Annotated in this window: 18 protein-coding genes and 1 pseudogene; 7 read left to right on the top strand and 12 right to left on the bottom strand. The window is 49.5% G+C overall.

Annotation, left to right across the window (positions count from 1 at the left end; genetic code table 11):
- Positions 1 to 124 precede the first annotated feature (124 nt).
- The gene (locus ACKGJP_RS16550; protein ID WP_409346717.1) at positions 125 to 286 is read left to right on the top strand and encodes a mechanosensitive ion channel protein MscL; all 162 of its coding nucleotides are present in this window, start codon (positions 125 to 127) and stop codon (positions 284 to 286) included.
- Between the two features lie 175 nt (positions 287 to 461).
- On the opposite strand, the gene ACKGJP_RS16545 is transcribed toward ACKGJP_RS16550, so the two are convergent.
- The 3 genes and pseudogenes from ACKGJP_RS16545 to ACKGJP_RS16535 all read right to left on the bottom strand — a co-directional run bounded on the left by ACKGJP_RS16545 (position 462) and on the right by ACKGJP_RS16535 (position 3,608).
- Positions 462 to 1,367: an ABC transporter substrate-binding protein gene (locus tag ACKGJP_RS16545; protein ID WP_409347181.1), complete on the bottom strand. Its 906-nt coding sequence runs from the start codon at positions 1,365 to 1,367 to the stop codon at positions 462 to 464.
- 309 nt (positions 1,368 to 1,676) lie between these two features.
- Positions 1,677 to 1,802, bottom strand: a pseudogene (locus ACKGJP_RS16540) (helix-turn-helix domain-containing protein); the annotation flags it as partial.
- Between the two features lie 855 nt (positions 1,803 to 2,657).
- Positions 2,658 to 3,608, bottom strand: a complete 951-nt coding sequence (locus ACKGJP_RS16535; RefSeq protein WP_409346716.1) for an LD-carboxypeptidase — start codon at positions 3,606 to 3,608, stop codon at positions 2,658 to 2,660.
- Positions 3,609 to 3,869: 261 nt separating this feature from the next.
- Between ACKGJP_RS16535 and ACKGJP_RS16530 the strand changes: the two genes are divergently transcribed.
- Together ACKGJP_RS16530 and ACKGJP_RS16525 are read left to right on the top strand one after the other, a co-directional pair.
- Positions 3,870 to 4,058, top strand: a complete 189-nt coding sequence (locus ACKGJP_RS16530; RefSeq protein ID WP_409346715.1) for a sporulation protein YjcZ — start codon at positions 3,870 to 3,872, stop codon at positions 4,056 to 4,058.
- A 55-nt stretch (positions 4,059 to 4,113) separates the two neighbouring features.
- Entirely contained in the window at positions 4,114 to 4,428 is a 315-nt protein-coding gene (locus ACKGJP_RS16525; protein WP_409346714.1) for a cyclic-phosphate processing receiver domain-containing protein, read from the top strand.
- Positions 4,429 to 4,711: 283 nt separating this feature from the next.
- Here the strand turns inward: ACKGJP_RS16525 and ACKGJP_RS16520 are convergent, their stop codons facing one another.
- From ACKGJP_RS16520 to ACKGJP_RS16510, 3 genes are read right to left on the bottom strand one after another with little or no spacing between them, the layout of a single operon-like run.
- On the bottom strand, positions 4,712 to 5,131 hold the full coding sequence (locus ACKGJP_RS16520) for a GTP pyrophosphokinase (protein WP_409346713.1): 420 nt from the start codon (positions 5,129 to 5,131) through the stop codon (positions 4,712 to 4,714).
- The gene (locus tag ACKGJP_RS16515; protein WP_409346712.1) at positions 5,128 to 5,370 is read right to left on the bottom strand and encodes a hypothetical protein; all 243 of its coding nucleotides are present in this window, start codon (positions 5,368 to 5,370) and stop codon (positions 5,128 to 5,130) included. Before ACKGJP_RS16515 ends, ACKGJP_RS16520 begins: the two co-directional genes overlap by 4 nt.
- Positions 5,371 to 5,396: 26 nt before the next feature.
- The gene (locus tag ACKGJP_RS16510) at positions 5,397 to 6,005 is read right to left on the bottom strand and encodes a hypothetical protein (RefSeq protein WP_409346711.1); all 609 of its coding nucleotides are present in this window, start codon (positions 6,003 to 6,005) and stop codon (positions 5,397 to 5,399) included.
- A gap of 229 nt (positions 6,006 to 6,234) precedes the next feature.
- Here ACKGJP_RS16510 and ACKGJP_RS16505 point away from each other — a divergent pair, with 229 nt between their 5' ends.
- Together ACKGJP_RS16505 and ACKGJP_RS16500 are read left to right on the top strand one after the other, a co-directional pair.
- Positions 6,235 to 6,663 carry a VOC family protein gene (locus tag ACKGJP_RS16505; protein ID WP_409346710.1) on the top strand — a complete coding sequence of 143 codons (429 nt, stop codon included), beginning with the start codon at positions 6,235 to 6,237 and terminating at the stop codon, positions 6,661 to 6,663.
- Between the two features lie 167 nt (positions 6,664 to 6,830).
- Positions 6,831 to 7,682 (top strand): alpha/beta hydrolase, encoded by an 852-nt coding sequence (locus ACKGJP_RS16500; RefSeq protein WP_409346709.1) that lies wholly within the window; start codon positions 6,831 to 6,833, stop codon positions 7,680 to 7,682.
- Positions 7,683 to 7,828: 146 nt separating this feature from the next.
- Here ACKGJP_RS16500 and ACKGJP_RS16495 read toward each other — a convergent pair whose 3' ends face one another.
- The 4 genes from ACKGJP_RS16495 to ACKGJP_RS16480 form a co-directional block, all read right to left on the bottom strand.
- Positions 7,829 to 8,125 (bottom strand): hypothetical protein, encoded by a 297-nt coding sequence (locus tag ACKGJP_RS16495; protein ID WP_409346708.1) that lies wholly within the window; start codon positions 8,123 to 8,125, stop codon positions 7,829 to 7,831.
- A gap of 146 nt (positions 8,126 to 8,271) precedes the next feature.
- Positions 8,272 to 8,580 (bottom strand): hypothetical protein, encoded by a 309-nt coding sequence (locus ACKGJP_RS16490; RefSeq protein ID WP_409346707.1) that lies wholly within the window; start codon positions 8,578 to 8,580, stop codon positions 8,272 to 8,274.
- A gap of 300 nt (positions 8,581 to 8,880) precedes the next feature.
- Complete coding sequence (locus tag ACKGJP_RS16485) at positions 8,881 to 9,351, bottom strand: hypothetical protein (RefSeq protein WP_409346706.1); 471 nt, start codon at positions 9,349 to 9,351, stop codon at positions 8,881 to 8,883.
- Positions 9,352 to 9,390: 39 nt separating this feature from the next.
- Positions 9,391 to 9,600, bottom strand: coding sequence for a hypothetical protein (locus tag ACKGJP_RS16480; RefSeq protein ID WP_409346705.1), 210 nt, complete (start codon positions 9,598 to 9,600; stop codon positions 9,391 to 9,393).
- 236 nt (positions 9,601 to 9,836) lie between these two features.
- Between ACKGJP_RS16480 and ACKGJP_RS16475 the strand changes: the two genes are divergently transcribed.
- Both ACKGJP_RS16475 and ACKGJP_RS16470 read left to right on the top strand, forming a co-directional pair.
- Entirely contained in the window at positions 9,837 to 11,987 is a 2,151-nt protein-coding gene (locus ACKGJP_RS16475; protein WP_409346704.1) for a YhgE/Pip family protein, read from the top strand.
- A gap of 87 nt (positions 11,988 to 12,074) precedes the next feature.
- Entirely contained in the window at positions 12,075 to 12,488 is a 414-nt protein-coding gene (locus ACKGJP_RS16470; protein WP_409346703.1) for a universal stress protein, read from the top strand.
- A 56-nt stretch (positions 12,489 to 12,544) separates the two neighbouring features.
- Here ACKGJP_RS16470 and ACKGJP_RS16465 read toward each other — a convergent pair whose 3' ends face one another.
- Both ACKGJP_RS16465 and ACKGJP_RS16460 read right to left on the bottom strand, forming a co-directional pair.
- The gene (locus tag ACKGJP_RS16465; protein ID WP_409346702.1) at positions 12,545 to 13,381 is read right to left on the bottom strand and encodes a prohibitin family protein; all 837 of its coding nucleotides are present in this window, start codon (positions 13,379 to 13,381) and stop codon (positions 12,545 to 12,547) included.
- Between the two features lie 183 nt (positions 13,382 to 13,564).
- A complete protein-coding gene (locus tag ACKGJP_RS16460) occupies positions 13,565 to 14,314 on the bottom strand; it encodes a glucose 1-dehydrogenase (RefSeq protein ID WP_409346701.1) in 750 nt (249 codons plus the stop codon).
- Between the last annotated feature and the right edge of the window lie 131 nt (positions 14,315 to 14,445).

The raw sequence follows: 14,445 nt of genomic DNA, 5'->3' as shown, positions 1-14,445 counted from the left end.
TGTTACATTCCTCATTTCGCTTTATCGCCATCAAATTTTCACATAAAAAGGCTTTAGAATTAACACGCCCATCATATTCATTTACTAAGATGTCATTATCCAAAAGATAGGGAGTGTTCGTTCCGTGGTTGTTTTTGATGTCATTCTGAACGGCGAAGTGAAAGAAACCATTATCCCGAGTAGTCAAAGGCTCAAAGACATATGCAGCATCGTAAAAGATCAATTCGACATCCTGAAAGAAAAATACGGCAGCAGCATCGAAGTGACTAGGCGACTGATCTATTAAACACTCCGCAAGGAGTGTTTTTTTCAACAGAAAGTATATCTCCGCTGATTGTTCATCGTCTCGGCAAACTTACGGCATCAAAAGACGCTGTAAGTCGTGTATCCTTGTCCTTCCGCAAAACAAAAACGACGCTCCTCATGAGGAGACGCCGTTTGGCTCGATTCGCCATGACCGCTTACTTCACTCCAAAATAAGCAACAAGTTCGTCTAACAGCAAATTAGCCGCTTCAATGCCTCCCGCCGAGTTCCAGATCGCTTCATCCGCTTGGATTACTTTGTTGTTTTTGGATACGTTCAAGTTTTTGAATAGCGGATCGTTCATCCATTCCTGGACGACTTTGCTCGCATCGGTTTTGCCGGCGGCTTCCGTGACGAAGTAGAACATGACGTCCCCGTCCATTTCGGGAATTCTTTCTTTGGACATGACTTCGATGTTGCCGTCCTTATCCTGCGAGGCGGGCCGGGCAATTCCCAATTGATTCAAGAGTACGCCGGAAAAAGTTTGCTTCTGATAAATGCGCACCTGCGTAGCGGAGAAGCGGGCAACCGATACCCGGGTAGCCGGTTTTCCGCCAAGCTTCGCCTTAACATCGGCAACGCGTTTATCGAATGCTTCCATCGCTTTTTCGCCTTTGGCTTTTTTGTTGACGGCTTCCATATACAGCTTGAAATTGCTTTTCCAATCTCCGCCCAGATCCTCGGAATATACCGTTGGCGCGATCTGCTTCAGCTGCGCATAAATTTTTTCCTGTCTGACCTTATTGCCGATTATCAGATCCGGCTTCAGGCCGGCGATCAGCTCGATATTCGGCTGCAATTCATCACCGACAATCGTAACATCCTTCATATCGTCTTTAATATGGGTATACCAAGGATCGCCAATCCAGGATTTTACGGCGCCGACCGGTTTGATTCCCAGTGCCAGCAGCGCTTCGGTCCCTTCGTTAGTCAGAATGACAACCCGCTTCGGAGTGCCGGTGAGCGTTTCTTCGCCCATTGCGTGTTTAATGACTCGGGGCGCATCGACTTCCGACGGCCGGGTCTGTGAAGGTGAGGACGATGCCGTATTACTGCCGGACACCGCCTTCCCTCCGTTTGCTTCATTTGATGGATTCGAACCGTTCGCGCAAGCGCTCAGCAATAATGTAAAACAAAATAATAGCGTTGCTGCCATAGCTGTCCTGGACTTTCTAAACATATGTAGTTCTCCCTCTCCCTTATATTGATAATGATTCTCATGATCATTACTAATATAACGTCGAAGCTTTTTTGCAACAATAGGATATCTCGACAACCGGGATGGATTATTTCGACTCGCATCCATTTTATGGGCATGCTCTTTGAAAGCAGTGGGAGAAACCCCTTCCACTTTTTTGAAGATACGGCTGAAATAATAACTGTCCGAATAGCCTACGCTCTCGGCAATTTCTTTTAATGTAAAATCCGTGTTCAACAGCCGGTCCTTAGCTCTATTCATTCGAACTTGAATCAAATAGTCGATCGGGCTGGTATGCATCCGGCCTTTGAACATCCTCAGAAGCTGCCTGGAGTTGCATTCCAGCATCTCTGCCAGTGATTCGAGTGTAAGGGGCTCCTTATAATGCTCATGAATATAGCGTACGGCTTGCGCTGCGAGATCCGGCTTGATGACCGTGACTCCATGCTGCTCCAATTGCCTCAGAATCTCGCAAACAAATTGATAAAACCATGTTTTGACTTGCAATTTCTCCAGGCTATCGGATTGCCGCCACTCTCTGTTCATGCGTTCTACTTTCTCATATAAGGAAATTGGGTATTGCGGAGCAAAAAGATATTGCATGTGAAACGGTTTATGTTCCTCCATCATCTTCAGAATCTCCTGACGGCATGGCAGCGGCAATACGGCTTTATATAAAATCATGTAGTATTCCAAATGTTCTTCGGCTGCGATATCCAAGTTTAGCCCCTTACCGCCATGCAGGACATGAAACCGATTCATTATGCTTGCATGTCCATCCAACCGCACTTGTGCGCGACCGCGTACAACATATAAGAATGCACTGGCAGGTAAACGATAGGAGCGTAATTCCTCCCCCTGATTCATAATCGTATGACGAACATCCATCATCCTGATGAAAACATGATCCCACAGCATGATTTGGTCTCTGAGTTTCATAGCCTGTCTCCATTCCCTTCTCAACCGCACATCTCTTGCAGCTCATCCAAATAGGTACACGAACGTTTCAAATATTCTATTAGTATAAATGATAATCATTCTCAATATCAACCGTCAAATCATTCTGGGGCCAGTGTAAACGCCAAAAGGAAAAAACCTTGCGCCATGGGCAGCAAGGCTAGCCGGTATGTATCGATGTATGTCAGGCAAGCAAAACTACAACCCTGGTCCCCGCCAATTTTGCGGCATGCTAACGGACGCCTCCAGCACCGTCAACGTCGTATTGTACGTATTCAGATTAACGGGGGCGCCTATAGGGATGGCAGCCTTATAGTATCCGTGAGCGGAAGCCAAATTGGTCAGCAGCGGTTTCCCTAACGGGACCAGCACCTCATCGATCAAATTTTGGTACGTTTTCCCATAAGCCGTCTGACAACCCGTGCATTCTCCCGTTACGATTCCGATACAATTGGTAAATTTGCCGGCAAGCTTCAACCGGTTGATCATTCGATACACCTTATTGATAGGCTCATGCGTCTCCTCAATAAACAGGATTTTGCCGTTGGTATCGATCTCGAAAGGCGTCCCAAGCGTATCCGTTATCGAGGTGAGGTTCCCGCCGACAAGGGTTCCCGTCACATTGCCCAGCACTTTACTGACAAGCAGCATGCCCGGAGGGTTACGAATCAATCTAGGGGCGGTGAAGGTCGAAGTCGCCTCAAAAAATTGATTGTAGTTATACGCCGGCGTCGATAACGTGAAATCGATAAGAAGCAAGCTGGAAAACGTGACCAGATCCGAAAACTGATACAACGCGTTCATAAGCACGGAAATGTCGCTGTAACCCGTAAGGATTTTGGGATTTCTCGAAATGACGCTATAGTCCAAATAAGGGAGAATGCCTGCTACCCCGACTCCTCCCCTAGAGGGTAAAATCATGTTAACGGTTGGGTCGATAAACATATTCATCAAATCCGAGGCTCTCTGTTCGTCCGTTCCTGCAAGAAAACCGTCCACCGAGTAAACGTATTTCCCTAGTACAACATTAAACCCCATGTTCCGTAGTACGGCGATGCCATTATCGATAGTGACTGCGCTAAGCGGGCTTCCCAATGTTACGATACCAATCGTATCACCGCGCTGTAAGATCGGCGGATAAATAGGCATGGCGCAACGCTCCCCATTTTCCTCTTCGCTTCATTCCTCATATTTATGTCGGAAACGGGAAGAACATGTTCGGTAGTCGAGAGCCGTGCATGACGCATGTTTTCTTATGGCATATTTATGCTCCGCCCTACGTTATCGGGGCAACATTTTTTTCCGAACCTATGCAAGAGTCTAAGCATCCCCCCTGCCGCAACATACAATGGTCATTAGGTTTACAGTCAATTGTCTCTGATTAAAATAACAATTAGGAGGTTATTTTCTATGGGTTATGATTTGGGTGCAGGTTATGGCGGAGGTTATGGCGGAGGTTGCGGCTGCGGCGTTTCTCCTGTAGCGGCCGCTCCAGTTGCGGTTTCTCCCGTCTCTACCGGCTGCGGCGGTTTTACTACAGTAGGTGTCATTCTCGTGCTCTTCATCTTGCTGGTTATCGTCTCTAGAGCATTCATCTAACCCCCCCTTCTTGGGGGTTACATAGTCTAGAACACGCAAGGGAGGGAGTGATAGCATGATCAACGTTTACCTCGACGACTTACGCCCGCGGCCTAAAGGATATAAATTGGCTAGAACGGTCAAGCAGTGCCTTAAACTAATCAAACGAAATAAAGTAAACGTTCTGTCGCTCGACTATGATCTGGGCTTCGGTAGGCCGACAGGGTTTGAAATTGTTCAGTACGTGATGAAAAGCAAAAGATACCCAAAAAAAATCATCCTGCATACCGCGAACCCATTCGGACGCATCCGAATGTATCATGCGCTGAAGCTGAATAAGCCGAGGAACGTCGCCTTAGTCGTTCGGCCGGAACCGATTTCCTTATTCTAATTCCACTTGCGTATTGTGTCCGCATTCGTGCCCAGTCCTACATTACCGACTCTCTTGAAAGCTTTCCTCTATCGCTTGTCTGAAACAACCAGAAAGAAAGTCGCAATCGGCCCCAAGAGCAAGGACAATAGGAACCAGTTCAATCCGCCTCTATTTTTCCCTTGAGCTAATCCCGCATTGATAAGGGCCAGCGTTCCCCAGCCTACAAAATACCCGTTGTCCATCTGCATGTCACGCCCCTTTCCTTTGATTCCCGCCGGCTATTAATTAACTATAGAACAGATTAAAGCGTTAACGCTTCCAGAGCCGCTCGATATTTCTTTACTCGTTCTTCGTCCTCTTCGGTTGGATCGGGGATTCTTGTCAGATCCATGTTGTCTTCAATATCTGCCGCTTTAACTTTTCTAGCGATCCTATTTTTTTTGGCTCTAGCAATGAAATCCAAATACGCTTCACCATTCTTCTTGGTTAAGGCATGAACGGCATCAATGATTTCGGCACTGAAGCCTTGCTCTCCGAGATCCGCAGACGTTACCGCAGTATCCTCGAACAAGTCATGGAATACCGCAACAATGCGCTCTTCATCCGTGTCAAGCCGTAACATGACTCTCAGTGGATGAAGGATATACGGGTTGCCTCCCTTGTCTACTTGTCCTTCATGTGCCTTAGACGCAATCGCAATCGCTTTTTCCAATGTGCTCATTCGGAACCTCCTTTGCCCTTCTTCTCTTTGTAAGCTTGAACGAGAGAGAAAATCAAAAACAAAATACCCGAAATACATGTAAAGACGTAAGTCAATATCGATTCAAAATGAAACTTGCCGTCTCCTATAACCCCTACCCGGTTAGTTGTTGCGTAGAGGTACGTGTACACCATCATGATCAAGGAAACGGCGATAAGGAACGAAGACAAAATCAGTCCGAGGATTACTCTTTTGCTCATCCGAAGGTCCCCTTCCTACCGTCAAGTCACTCCGCTTTCCCTACCTTGAATGTCCATGATTTCATCCCTGCTGTCCCATCCTTTAATACGTACCTAAATTGTAGCTCCACCTCGCCGCCATCACCGTTTGGTACGTACGTCCAAGGCGCGAACTTGACGATTGACCTCGTGCTTTCTATTTTGAACGATGCGATATCCCCTTGTTTGGGCGACATCAGCTTATTCGCGTCGGGATGTTTGGGATCCGGCTTTACTTTCCACTGGGACCTATTGATATCGACGACATCATTGTAGAACACTTCCACCTCCGCCTCCTTTTTCCATTCTATGAGGAGAGGCTGGGCCATTTCACTAATTTCTTTATCCACTTTCGTTAAAGCCGACGTTTGATATTTTTGAAAGTCAAAATTTTTCCCTTTCGCTAAATCAAACTCTCCTAACCGTACAAGCTCCTTTTGAAAGGCGACCGTTACTTTTTCGTTTTGTTCGACCGGTTTGTTTTTTTGATCTCCGCTGCTTTTGCTGACCGTGGCTGACGGGGGCGGCGCGATTGTCGGAGTCGTTGCCGGCGCATCCTTGCTGCAAGCCGTCATATATAACGCCGAGCAGGCCAGGATAATCATTTTTCTTTTCATAGATCATCTTCTCCCTTTGCTGTGAGTATTTCTTGTTCGCATGCCGCAAATAAAAACTTCTCCAACACTTATACCAATAATATCAACGGAATACAACTGTTGGAAAAGAAAATAATTCCTCCATCGGCGCCGTACTTGGCGGGGATATTTGATTATTTCCATTAAAATGCTACAATGAACACGTACATAAGGCTTACTCAGTACCAACCAAAACGAAGGAGTGAAGCGAATGGCCGTTGATGTTTATATTAACTTTAATGGAAACTGTCGTGAAGCTGTCGAATTTTATGCCGAGGTATTTGGAACGGACAAGCCGCAAATGATGACCTTTGGCCAAACTCCGCCAGACCCGTCGTTTACGCTTCCTGAGGAAGCCAAGGATTTAATCATGCACACGCGGCTTAACATCAGCGGAAGCAATGTCATGTTTTCCGATGTTTTCCCCGGTATGCCCTTTACTGCAGGCAACAACATAAGCCTGGCGCTAGTCGAAAAGGACATCGATCTCGTTAAATCCTTGTTCCATAAGCTGAAAGAAGGCGGCAAGGTCGGCATGGAGCTTCAAGAAACGTTCTGGAGCAAATGCTACGGCAGCCTGACGGATAAATTCGGCATCCATTGGCAATTCAACTATGACAATGGAGAAACTTTCATGTAAGGCTTGAGCAATTGAAATACAATAGGGATAGGGAACGTTTCTTCCGTAGAAACGACGCCCTATCCCTTTTGTCATGCGGATACCGATTCGAGCGTCTTAAAGCTGCATGAACATTCTACCCGGTATGGGCATATGGTGATCTATCCACGTCTTGAAAGGAAATGATCATGTACGTCCATTGGCCTTATAGAACCTCTCCTCCGAATTCCCCTCCCGCCTGGCCTGCCCCCGCACTTGCCGGTCATGCGCAAGGAGTGAATGAGGACGATCGCGAAAAGCAGCAGTCTCTTACTTTTGTTCTTGTTCACGGATCTTGGGCGGACGCCGGGTTTTGGGACCGTGTAGCCGCGGAATTGCGGAATAAGGGCCATATCGTTTATGCGCCTGAATATCCCGGACACGGGAGCGATCCGAATAAAGCCGTAACCCATGCCATGATTACGAAATCGGTCGCCGATTTCATCGTATCAAGGCATCTGCGAAACATTGTCTTAGCGGGACACAGCTTCGGAGGATCGGTTATCCAGAAAGTCGCCGAGCTCGTCCCTGACCGTATCCGGCGGCTTGTCTTCTTGAATGCCTTCGTGCTCAAGGACGGAGAAAGCGTTGCGGACGAAGTGCCGCCGCCCGTTCGCGAAGCGTTTCAACAGCTCAGGCAAAGCTCGAAGGACGACACCATCATGCTGCCCTTTCCGTTGTATCGGGAAACGTTCGCGAACTTGGCAAGCCTAGGTCTCGTTCAACAAATGTATAACAGCATATCTCCCGAGCCTGCCAAGCCGCTCTTCGAAAAGCTGGATCTGAAAACCTTTTACAGGCTGAACATACCGAAGAGCTACCTCTATCTCACGGAGGACACGGCTCTGCCGCAAGGGAGCAGCGAATACGGCTGGCATCCCCATATGTCCAGCCGCTTAGGCTTATTCCGGCTCATTCAAGGACACGGCGACCATATGTCGACTGTACGAACGCAGCCCGGCATGATCGCCCATAAACTTTACGAAGCGGGAAGGGATTAAGAGGAAATACTTAAAAGCATGACACTCCCCCTGCGTCAGCAGACAGTTTCATGCTTTTTTAGCTTGGAACTTTAATAACTCGTCATCAGCCGCTACTAAGAAACAACCGAACGGGCCCGATCCGGCAAGCTGCCCTGCACCGCCCGTTAAGCGGATTGCAATATTTTGGCCTGAAGGTTCGTGCGGATATACCGGATTCTTTCTTTCACGTAAAAATCATAGGCGGCGCCGCGAAGGTCGTGCAAAGAAATGCGCTGCTCCGTATGGTTATCGAATATCTCAAGCTTTCCATTGTCGTAAAATTTAAAAGTCAAATCGTCCCATAGGGTGCCGGCCTGATCAAGAATTTTCTCAATTTGGTCTTCCGTCATCCATTCGCTGTTGTCGATCATTAGTTTTCTGAAATAGTCTCTTTCGATAAATCTGATCTTATTTGCCGGCATACGATACACCCCTCTCAAAATAGGAACGTTTGTTCTATAACTCTATTATAGCAAACATTTGTTCGTAGTCAATATTTTACAACCTTCATATGGAAATATCCTCAAAAAAAAGAAGCCCGCTCTTTCGAGCAGGCCCCTTCGTTCCCCTATTCCATCTTTTCGAGCTTAAATACCGTGTCCAGCTTCCCGCCTTGTCTCTTCTTTAAAGGAACCTTTATGTCCCTTCCCAGCTCTTTAAAAAAGACTTCCACTTCGCACTTTACATTAGCCAGCACGACTTTCAGCGATCCGTCCTCCGCAATGGACTGGTTCCAATCAACCGGTATCGTGACTTCTATGTCATACTTTTTGGTTAAGGTATTCATATATCTATTAAAAATTTCTAATAATTCCTCGTTGGTAAACAGCTGAATCGCCAATTTCCCGTTATTCGTAAACTTCAAGTTCATTTTCATTTTTGAATTTCCCCTTTTCTTTTAACGACTGATTTTCACATAGCAAGTATTCGGTTCATCATAGAAAAGGTTCCTTATCGACAGGTCTCTTTTAATATGGATTAGCGAACAATCTAGTGTCATCTCTACTCACCGGCGTTCATTGCAAGGCGTCAATGCTGCCAATATACTAATTATACCCCGAAACGCTCGCTAATAATAATAAATTATCATATATTCGTTCCAAACTCTTGCGAAACGACGTAAAAAGGCATAAAAAAGCCGGCCTTCGTCATGCGACCGGCTTTCTTGCCCTCCTATTTACTCCCTCGTAAACCCTTCTTCTTTCATGTAGGCTTCAACCTCTTCATAGGTTTCGAATGCCGATTCCAAATTCGCTCCGGTATACAAATACCACAACTCGTCTTCATAAGTGACCGTAAGCACGTGATCGTCAGGCCCGACCCAACGTTCTTCCCCGGCGCTATCGCCGCCGTTCGCATTTGGTGCCGATGCGCCGGACAGCGACCGGATCGACTTGTCCACGATCGAGCGAAGCTCGTCGGACGTGAAATCCCGTATATTGACGAAGCCTTTGTCGTCCGTCGCATAGCCTTGCAGCAAGCCGTCGTAAACAAAGCCGTTCCCGTTCGGATGCATATGATAGGCAACCGTCTTTTTCTCATGTACGCTTTCTTCATAGTGGAAATTGACGCGCCCTAGCGATACGTTTTTGCGCTGCAGCTCGGGAAACGATTCCAGAATCGCAAGTTTTTCTTCAAAAGTAAGCATATACGCCTCCAACATTCATCATACGGTCCGTTTCCAAGCTCATGCCTTCTTGTAATCGGTATGTCGCACGAACCAGTGCTCCATCTCCGGATGCGCGATCGCCTCTACGCCGTATACGGCGTCCGACGCTTCGAAATCGTACCAATCGGTTACGAGGACACGCTGCCCTATTTCAAACGGATGATCGTTCGTATTGGCTACGATGACAATCGTATCTCCAGGCTGCGCTTTGTCATTACTCTGGCTCATGTAAACCGGCTCTCCTTACGGTCTGTTATGTAAACGGTCAAACGACGGATGATTCTCCGCCTTTTGCAACGATCGGCGCGAACCCCCGATCCTTCATAACGGAATATGCTCATTATACCCGTAAGCACCCGATCCTGACAAAGCCCAATCGCCCGTAATGTTTAATTTTCAAATTCTGGCATTTCGGCTATACTACTTAAGGTGAAATTCCTATCCGACATCCAGAGGAGATGCAAATGAAAAAGATTGGACTCATTTATTTCGGCGATCTGCAAAGACTGGCCAAAAACTGGGCGGCGACGGTGATTATACTCGGACTCGTTTGCCTGCCCTCCCTGTACGCATGGTTCAACATTAAAGCGTCCTGGGATCCGTACGGACAAACAAGCGGGATCGCTATCGCGGTCACGAACGAGGACAAGGGTGCCGAGCTGCGCGGCAAGCCCGTCAATATCGGGGACGAAGTCGTCTCCTCTCTGAAAGCCAACAGCAAGATGGGCTGGAATTTCGTCAGCCGGGAGGATGCGCTACACGGGGTGAAGCACGGGGGTTACTATGCCGCCATCACGATCCCCTCCGATTTTTCCGCCAAAATCGCGACCGTGCTGACGGACAATCCGGAGAAGGGCGAAATCTTATATGACGTGAACGAGAAAATCAATGCCATCTCGCCGAAAATCACGTCCAAAGGCGCTTCCGGCATTACGGAGGAAATTACGCGCAACTTTATAAAGACAGCCAACGGCGCTATTTTCCAGCTGTTCAATGATGTAGGCGTCGAATTGGAAAACGAGCTGCCGACGATCGAGAAGGTCAAGGAAGTCGTCTTCAAGCTGGAAGCGGCATTTCCGGAGATCAACGCCGCCGTCGACACCGCAGCGAAGGATATAGCAACGGCAAACGAACTGGTCGGGAAAGTGCAGTCCCGTATCCCCGAGGTGGCGAGAATCGCCGAGGAAGGCCAGCAAGTAACCGAGGGGGTAGGCCAATACCTCGACAAAGGAACGGAAGCGCTCGAGGCGATTGCGCCGAACATCAAGCAGGATCTGCTGCTCCTGCAGCAAGCCGCTATCTATACGGAACAGCTCACGGCTATTTTACTGGATGCCAATTTCGATCCGAATGCAGCTAAGACCGCTCTTGATATTGCCTCCCGCAGGCTGACCACCGCCATTTCGGTTACGGACAAGACGATCGCGCTGTTCGAGAAGCTGAACGGCTTCACCTCCGGCAACCGTCTAGCGCCGACGATCGCGAAGCTGAATGGCGTCAAGGAGAAATTCCAGCAGCAGCTGTCGGTCGTTACTCGTATCCAAGACGCCGTAAACAAGGGCGAGAAGCCGGCAGCGGAGCTGGTGAACGAGCTGAACCGGCTATCGAAGGAAGCGTCGGCGCAGCTTGGCGACATCCTCAATCGTTATGACAGCGAAATCCTGCCGGCGGTACAGCAAGGGCTGGCAACCGCCAAAAAGTCGCTCGCAACCGCGCAATCGGCGCTTACGGAAGCGGCCAAAAGCATTCCCGACGTGAAGCGGATCGTCGACGATGCGGCGCAAGGACTTGCTGTCGGCAGCCGGGAATTCGACGCGATCCGCCAGCAGCTGCCTGCGGCGGAAGCGAAAATCGCGCAGCTGGCCGACCGGTTCAGAGCCTTCGAAACGGAAGGCGACATCCGGCAAATTATCGATCTGCTCAAAAACAATTTCGAGAAGGAAAGCGAATTTTTCGCCGAGCCTGTACTGCTTAAGGAAAACAAGCTGTTTCCGATTCCGAATTACGGCTCCGGTATGTCGCCGTTCTTCTCCACCCTCTCGCTCTGGGTCGGCGCGCTGCTGCTCGTTTCCTTGTTGACGGTGGAGGTTCACGATCATCACGGGGCATTTCGCAGCTATCACGTTTATTTCGGGCGTTTCTTAACTTTTCTTACCTTGACGCTGCTTCAATCTTTGCTCGTGACGACCGGGGACATTTACATACTCGGCGCCTATGTGGCGGAGAAGCTGTGGTTCGTTCTGTTCGGACTGCTCATCAGTACCGTGTTCATGCTGATCGTGTACACGCTCGTATCGGTGTTCGGCAATGTCGGCAAAGCGCTCGCGATCGTCCTGCTCGTCCTGCAGCTGGCCGGCTCGGGAGGAACGTTCCCGATACAAGTGACGCCGCCGTTCTTTCAAGCGATTCACCCCTTCCTGCCGTTCACGTATGCGATCAGCATGATGCGCGAAGCGGTCGGCGGCATCCTGTGGGACATCGTCGCACGCGATATAAGCATGCTTGCCGTTTTCGCCGGGATCGCGCTGATCATAGGGCTCGCGCTCAAAAAAATCATCAACCGATCCAGCGAAAAGCTCGTCAGCAAAGCCAAAGAAAGCGAGCTCATTCACTAGTTCGTTTATCCGAAGCCCGAATGTGGCATACTGGTTGCATGAGTATGCCGCCATAGGCCCGAAAGGACGATTAGGATGTTCTCACGCATGCTACTTGCTTACGACGGTTCGCCTTTATCCAAGAAAGCGCTGCAGCTGGCCATCAAGCTTGCGGGGGACAGCAAAGCGAAGCTGGAGGCCGTTCACGTTCTGCACAACCCGGTAGCGGTCATCGGCGAAGCGATCGTCAAGCCTTCCGACGAATACGAGAAGGAATACCTGAAGCGGGTCGAAAGCATGGTCGAAGAAGCAAACCGGCAGTTGGCCGGTCTGCCGGACGCTAAGGCCACCCTGCTGATCGGCAACCCGGTTGCCGCCATTTTGGATTATGCCAAGGAAATGTCCGCCGATGTCATCATCGTCGGAAGCCGCGGCTTGTCGGACGTGAAAGAGCTGTTTCTCGGCAGCGTCAGCCATAACATCGTTCAGCACTCTCCTATTCCCGTTCTTGTCGTGAAGTAACCGAAATGAAAAGAGCAGCCAGGCTAATCACCCGACTGCTCTTTCTATTGAACGGCTCACTTGACGAATGACTCTACATCGATGAACGGCGTTGCTCCACCGGTCACCGACGGCAAGCGGCCGTCCCATTTCTCCAGCGCTTTTTCCTGCACCTCGATTTGTTTCAGCTGCACCAAGTCGGGGGTTATTTCCTGCTTCTTCAGCTTGAGCGATTCCGCCTCGGCTTGCGCTTGTGCGACTTTTTGCTTGGCTTCGATCTCCACGCGCTTCAAGTCGTTCTCCGCTTTCAGCGCTTGCTGCTGAGCGACCTGCTTCGCTTCGATCGACTGGTTGAACGCGTCGGAAAATTTGAAATTGACGATGTTGATATCGTTTACGATGAGATCGTATTTCGCCAGCCTTTTGGTCAGGAGATCACTCACTTCGTTCGCTACGACATCGCGCTTCGCAATTAAATCCTCGGCGGGATATTTGGCCGTTACTTCTTTGACGATCTCTTGAATAGCCGGCGAAATGATGATGGTGTCGTAGGCGCCTCCGATATTGTTCATCAAGTGATAGACAGCCTCTTTGTTCACCGAATAGTTTACCGCCACATGCGTGGAAACCGGCTGCAAATCCTTCGACGAGGCCGACGTATCGGACTCCGCCTTCGTGACCTGCGTATTGACCTGAATGACCGTCTGGACGAACGGCAGCCTCATATGCACGCCCGGCGCCAGCACGTTGTCGCTTAGCTTGCCGAACGTTTTATACAGCCCGACATGACCGTACTGCACGGTCGAGAAGCTGTTCATGCCGACAATGACGACCAGCAGTCCCAGAACGGCAAGATTCACGATAGTCTTCACGCTGTTTTTACGGGGCTGCGGGGCTTGCATTTCCGTATTCATGTCACGACCTCCTGTAACATATTGGATTTCTTATCTCTAATACGTTACTTTCCCGAAGACGTTCCGCTCAAATCTGCACAGCCCGGCTATGCAGGAGTCGCGGAAAGCAAAAACCGCCCGCCCTAACTCGGACGAACGGCTTTTGCTTGATGATTTACTTCATGCTGCCGACTCAAAAAATCATTATCTCGCCGTCCATCCACCGTCAATAATAAGCTCCGTGCCCGTTACGAACGAAGATTCGTCGGAAGCCAGGTACAGAACGCCGTACGCGATGTCGTCCGGCTTGCCCAGGCGCGGAATCGGCGTTCCCGCTTGGAACATTTGCTCCGCTCCGCTTTCCATCGCTTCGCGGATCATCGGCGTCACAATGATGCCGGGATGCACCGAATTCACGCGAATGCGGTCCTGCGCAAGTTCTACGGCCGATGCTTTGGATATGGCCCTGAGCGCGCCTTTGGACGCCGTGTACCCGTTCGTGTAGTTCAGCGCCACGATTCCGGCTATCGACGAAATGTTGACGATCGAGCCTCCTCCGGCTTTCTTCATTTCCGGCACGACGTATTTCATGCCGATTACGCATCCCGTCAAGTTGATGTCCAGCACCTTGCTCCAATTTTCGATCGTAAAGGTGCTCAAGGTTGCATCCGTGCTGATCCCGGCATTGTTGACAAGCACCTCCACTTTGCCGAATGCCGCGACGGCCTCTTCCACTACCCGCTTCCAATCGTCGTCAGACGCTACGTTATGCTTGACGGCGATGGCTTGTCCGCCGCCGGCATTAATTTCGGCCACAACCCGCTCCAGCTGGTCGGTCTGCATATCCGTTGCGACAACCTTCGCCCCTTCCCGGGCGAACAGCCTCGCCTCCGCTTCTCCTTGCCCCATTGCCGCACCCGTAATTATGGCTACTTTATCGTGAAGACGTCCCATCGTCCATCATCCTCTCCAAATTGTCCGCAGCAAAGCAGCTGCGCGTTCAGGCAGCTTTATTTTTCCGTAACGTTACGATAAAATTAAACATGACGTTGTTTATACGACAGCGTGTCGACTATTAATATAAC

The sequence above is a fragment of the Paenibacillus litoralis genome (genome assembly GCF_046244365.1).
Classification (GTDB): Bacteria; Bacillota; Bacilli; order Paenibacillales; family NBRC-103111; genus Paenibacillus_V.
The sequence above is the reverse complement of the archived record's forward strand: the minus strand, read 5'-3'. Positions and strand labels throughout refer to the sequence as shown.

Bases quoted from the DNA above. Each gene is read 5' to 3' on its own strand.
- ACKGJP_RS16535 (WP_409346716.1), bottom strand. From the start codon at position 3,608: ATGCCTATTTATCCGCCGATCTTACAGCGCGGTGATACGATTGGTATC.
- ACKGJP_RS16530 (WP_409346715.1), top strand. From the start codon at position 3,870: ATGGGTTATGATTTGGGTGCAGGTTATGGCGGAGGTTATGGCGGAGGT.
- ACKGJP_RS16525 (WP_409346714.1), top strand. From the start codon at position 4,114: ATGATCAACGTTTACCTCGACGACTTACGCCCGCGGCCTAAAGGATAT.
- ACKGJP_RS16520 (WP_409346713.1), bottom strand. From the start codon at position 5,131: ATGAGCACATTGGAAAAAGCGATTGCGATTGCGTCTAAGGCACATGAA.
- ACKGJP_RS16515 (WP_409346712.1), bottom strand. From the start codon at position 5,370: ATGAGCAAAAGAGTAATCCTCGGACTGATTTTGTCTTCGTTCCTTATC.
- ACKGJP_RS16510 (WP_409346711.1), bottom strand. From the start codon at position 6,005: ATGAAAAGAAAAATGATTATCCTGGCCTGCTCGGCGTTATATATGACG.
- ACKGJP_RS16505 (WP_409346710.1), top strand. From the start codon at position 6,235: ATGGCCGTTGATGTTTATATTAACTTTAATGGAAACTGTCGTGAAGCT.
- ACKGJP_RS16500 (WP_409346709.1), top strand. From the start codon at position 6,831: ATGTACGTCCATTGGCCTTATAGAACCTCTCCTCCGAATTCCCCTCCC.
- ACKGJP_RS16495 (WP_409346708.1), bottom strand. From the start codon at position 8,125: ATGCCGGCAAATAAGATCAGATTTATCGAAAGAGACTATTTCAGAAAA.
- ACKGJP_RS16490 (WP_409346707.1), bottom strand. From the start codon at position 8,580: ATGAAAATGAACTTGAAGTTTACGAATAACGGGAAATTGGCGATTCAG.
- ACKGJP_RS16485 (WP_409346706.1), bottom strand. From the start codon at position 9,351: ATGCTTACTTTTGAAGAAAAACTTGCGATTCTGGAATCGTTTCCCGAG.
- ACKGJP_RS16480 (WP_409346705.1), bottom strand. From the start codon at position 9,600: ATGAGCCAGAGTAATGACAAAGCGCAGCCTGGAGATACGATTGTCATC.
- ACKGJP_RS16475 (WP_409346704.1), top strand. From the start codon at position 9,837: ATGAAAAAGATTGGACTCATTTATTTCGGCGATCTGCAAAGACTGGCC.
- ACKGJP_RS16470 (WP_409346703.1), top strand. From the start codon at position 12,075: ATGCTACTTGCTTACGACGGTTCGCCTTTATCCAAGAAAGCGCTGCAG.
- ACKGJP_RS16465 (WP_409346702.1), bottom strand. From the start codon at position 13,381: ATGAATACGGAAATGCAAGCCCCGCAGCCCCGTAAAAACAGCGTGAAG.
- ACKGJP_RS16460 (WP_409346701.1), bottom strand. From the start codon at position 14,314: ATGGGACGTCTTCACGATAAAGTAGCCATAATTACGGGTGCGGCAATG.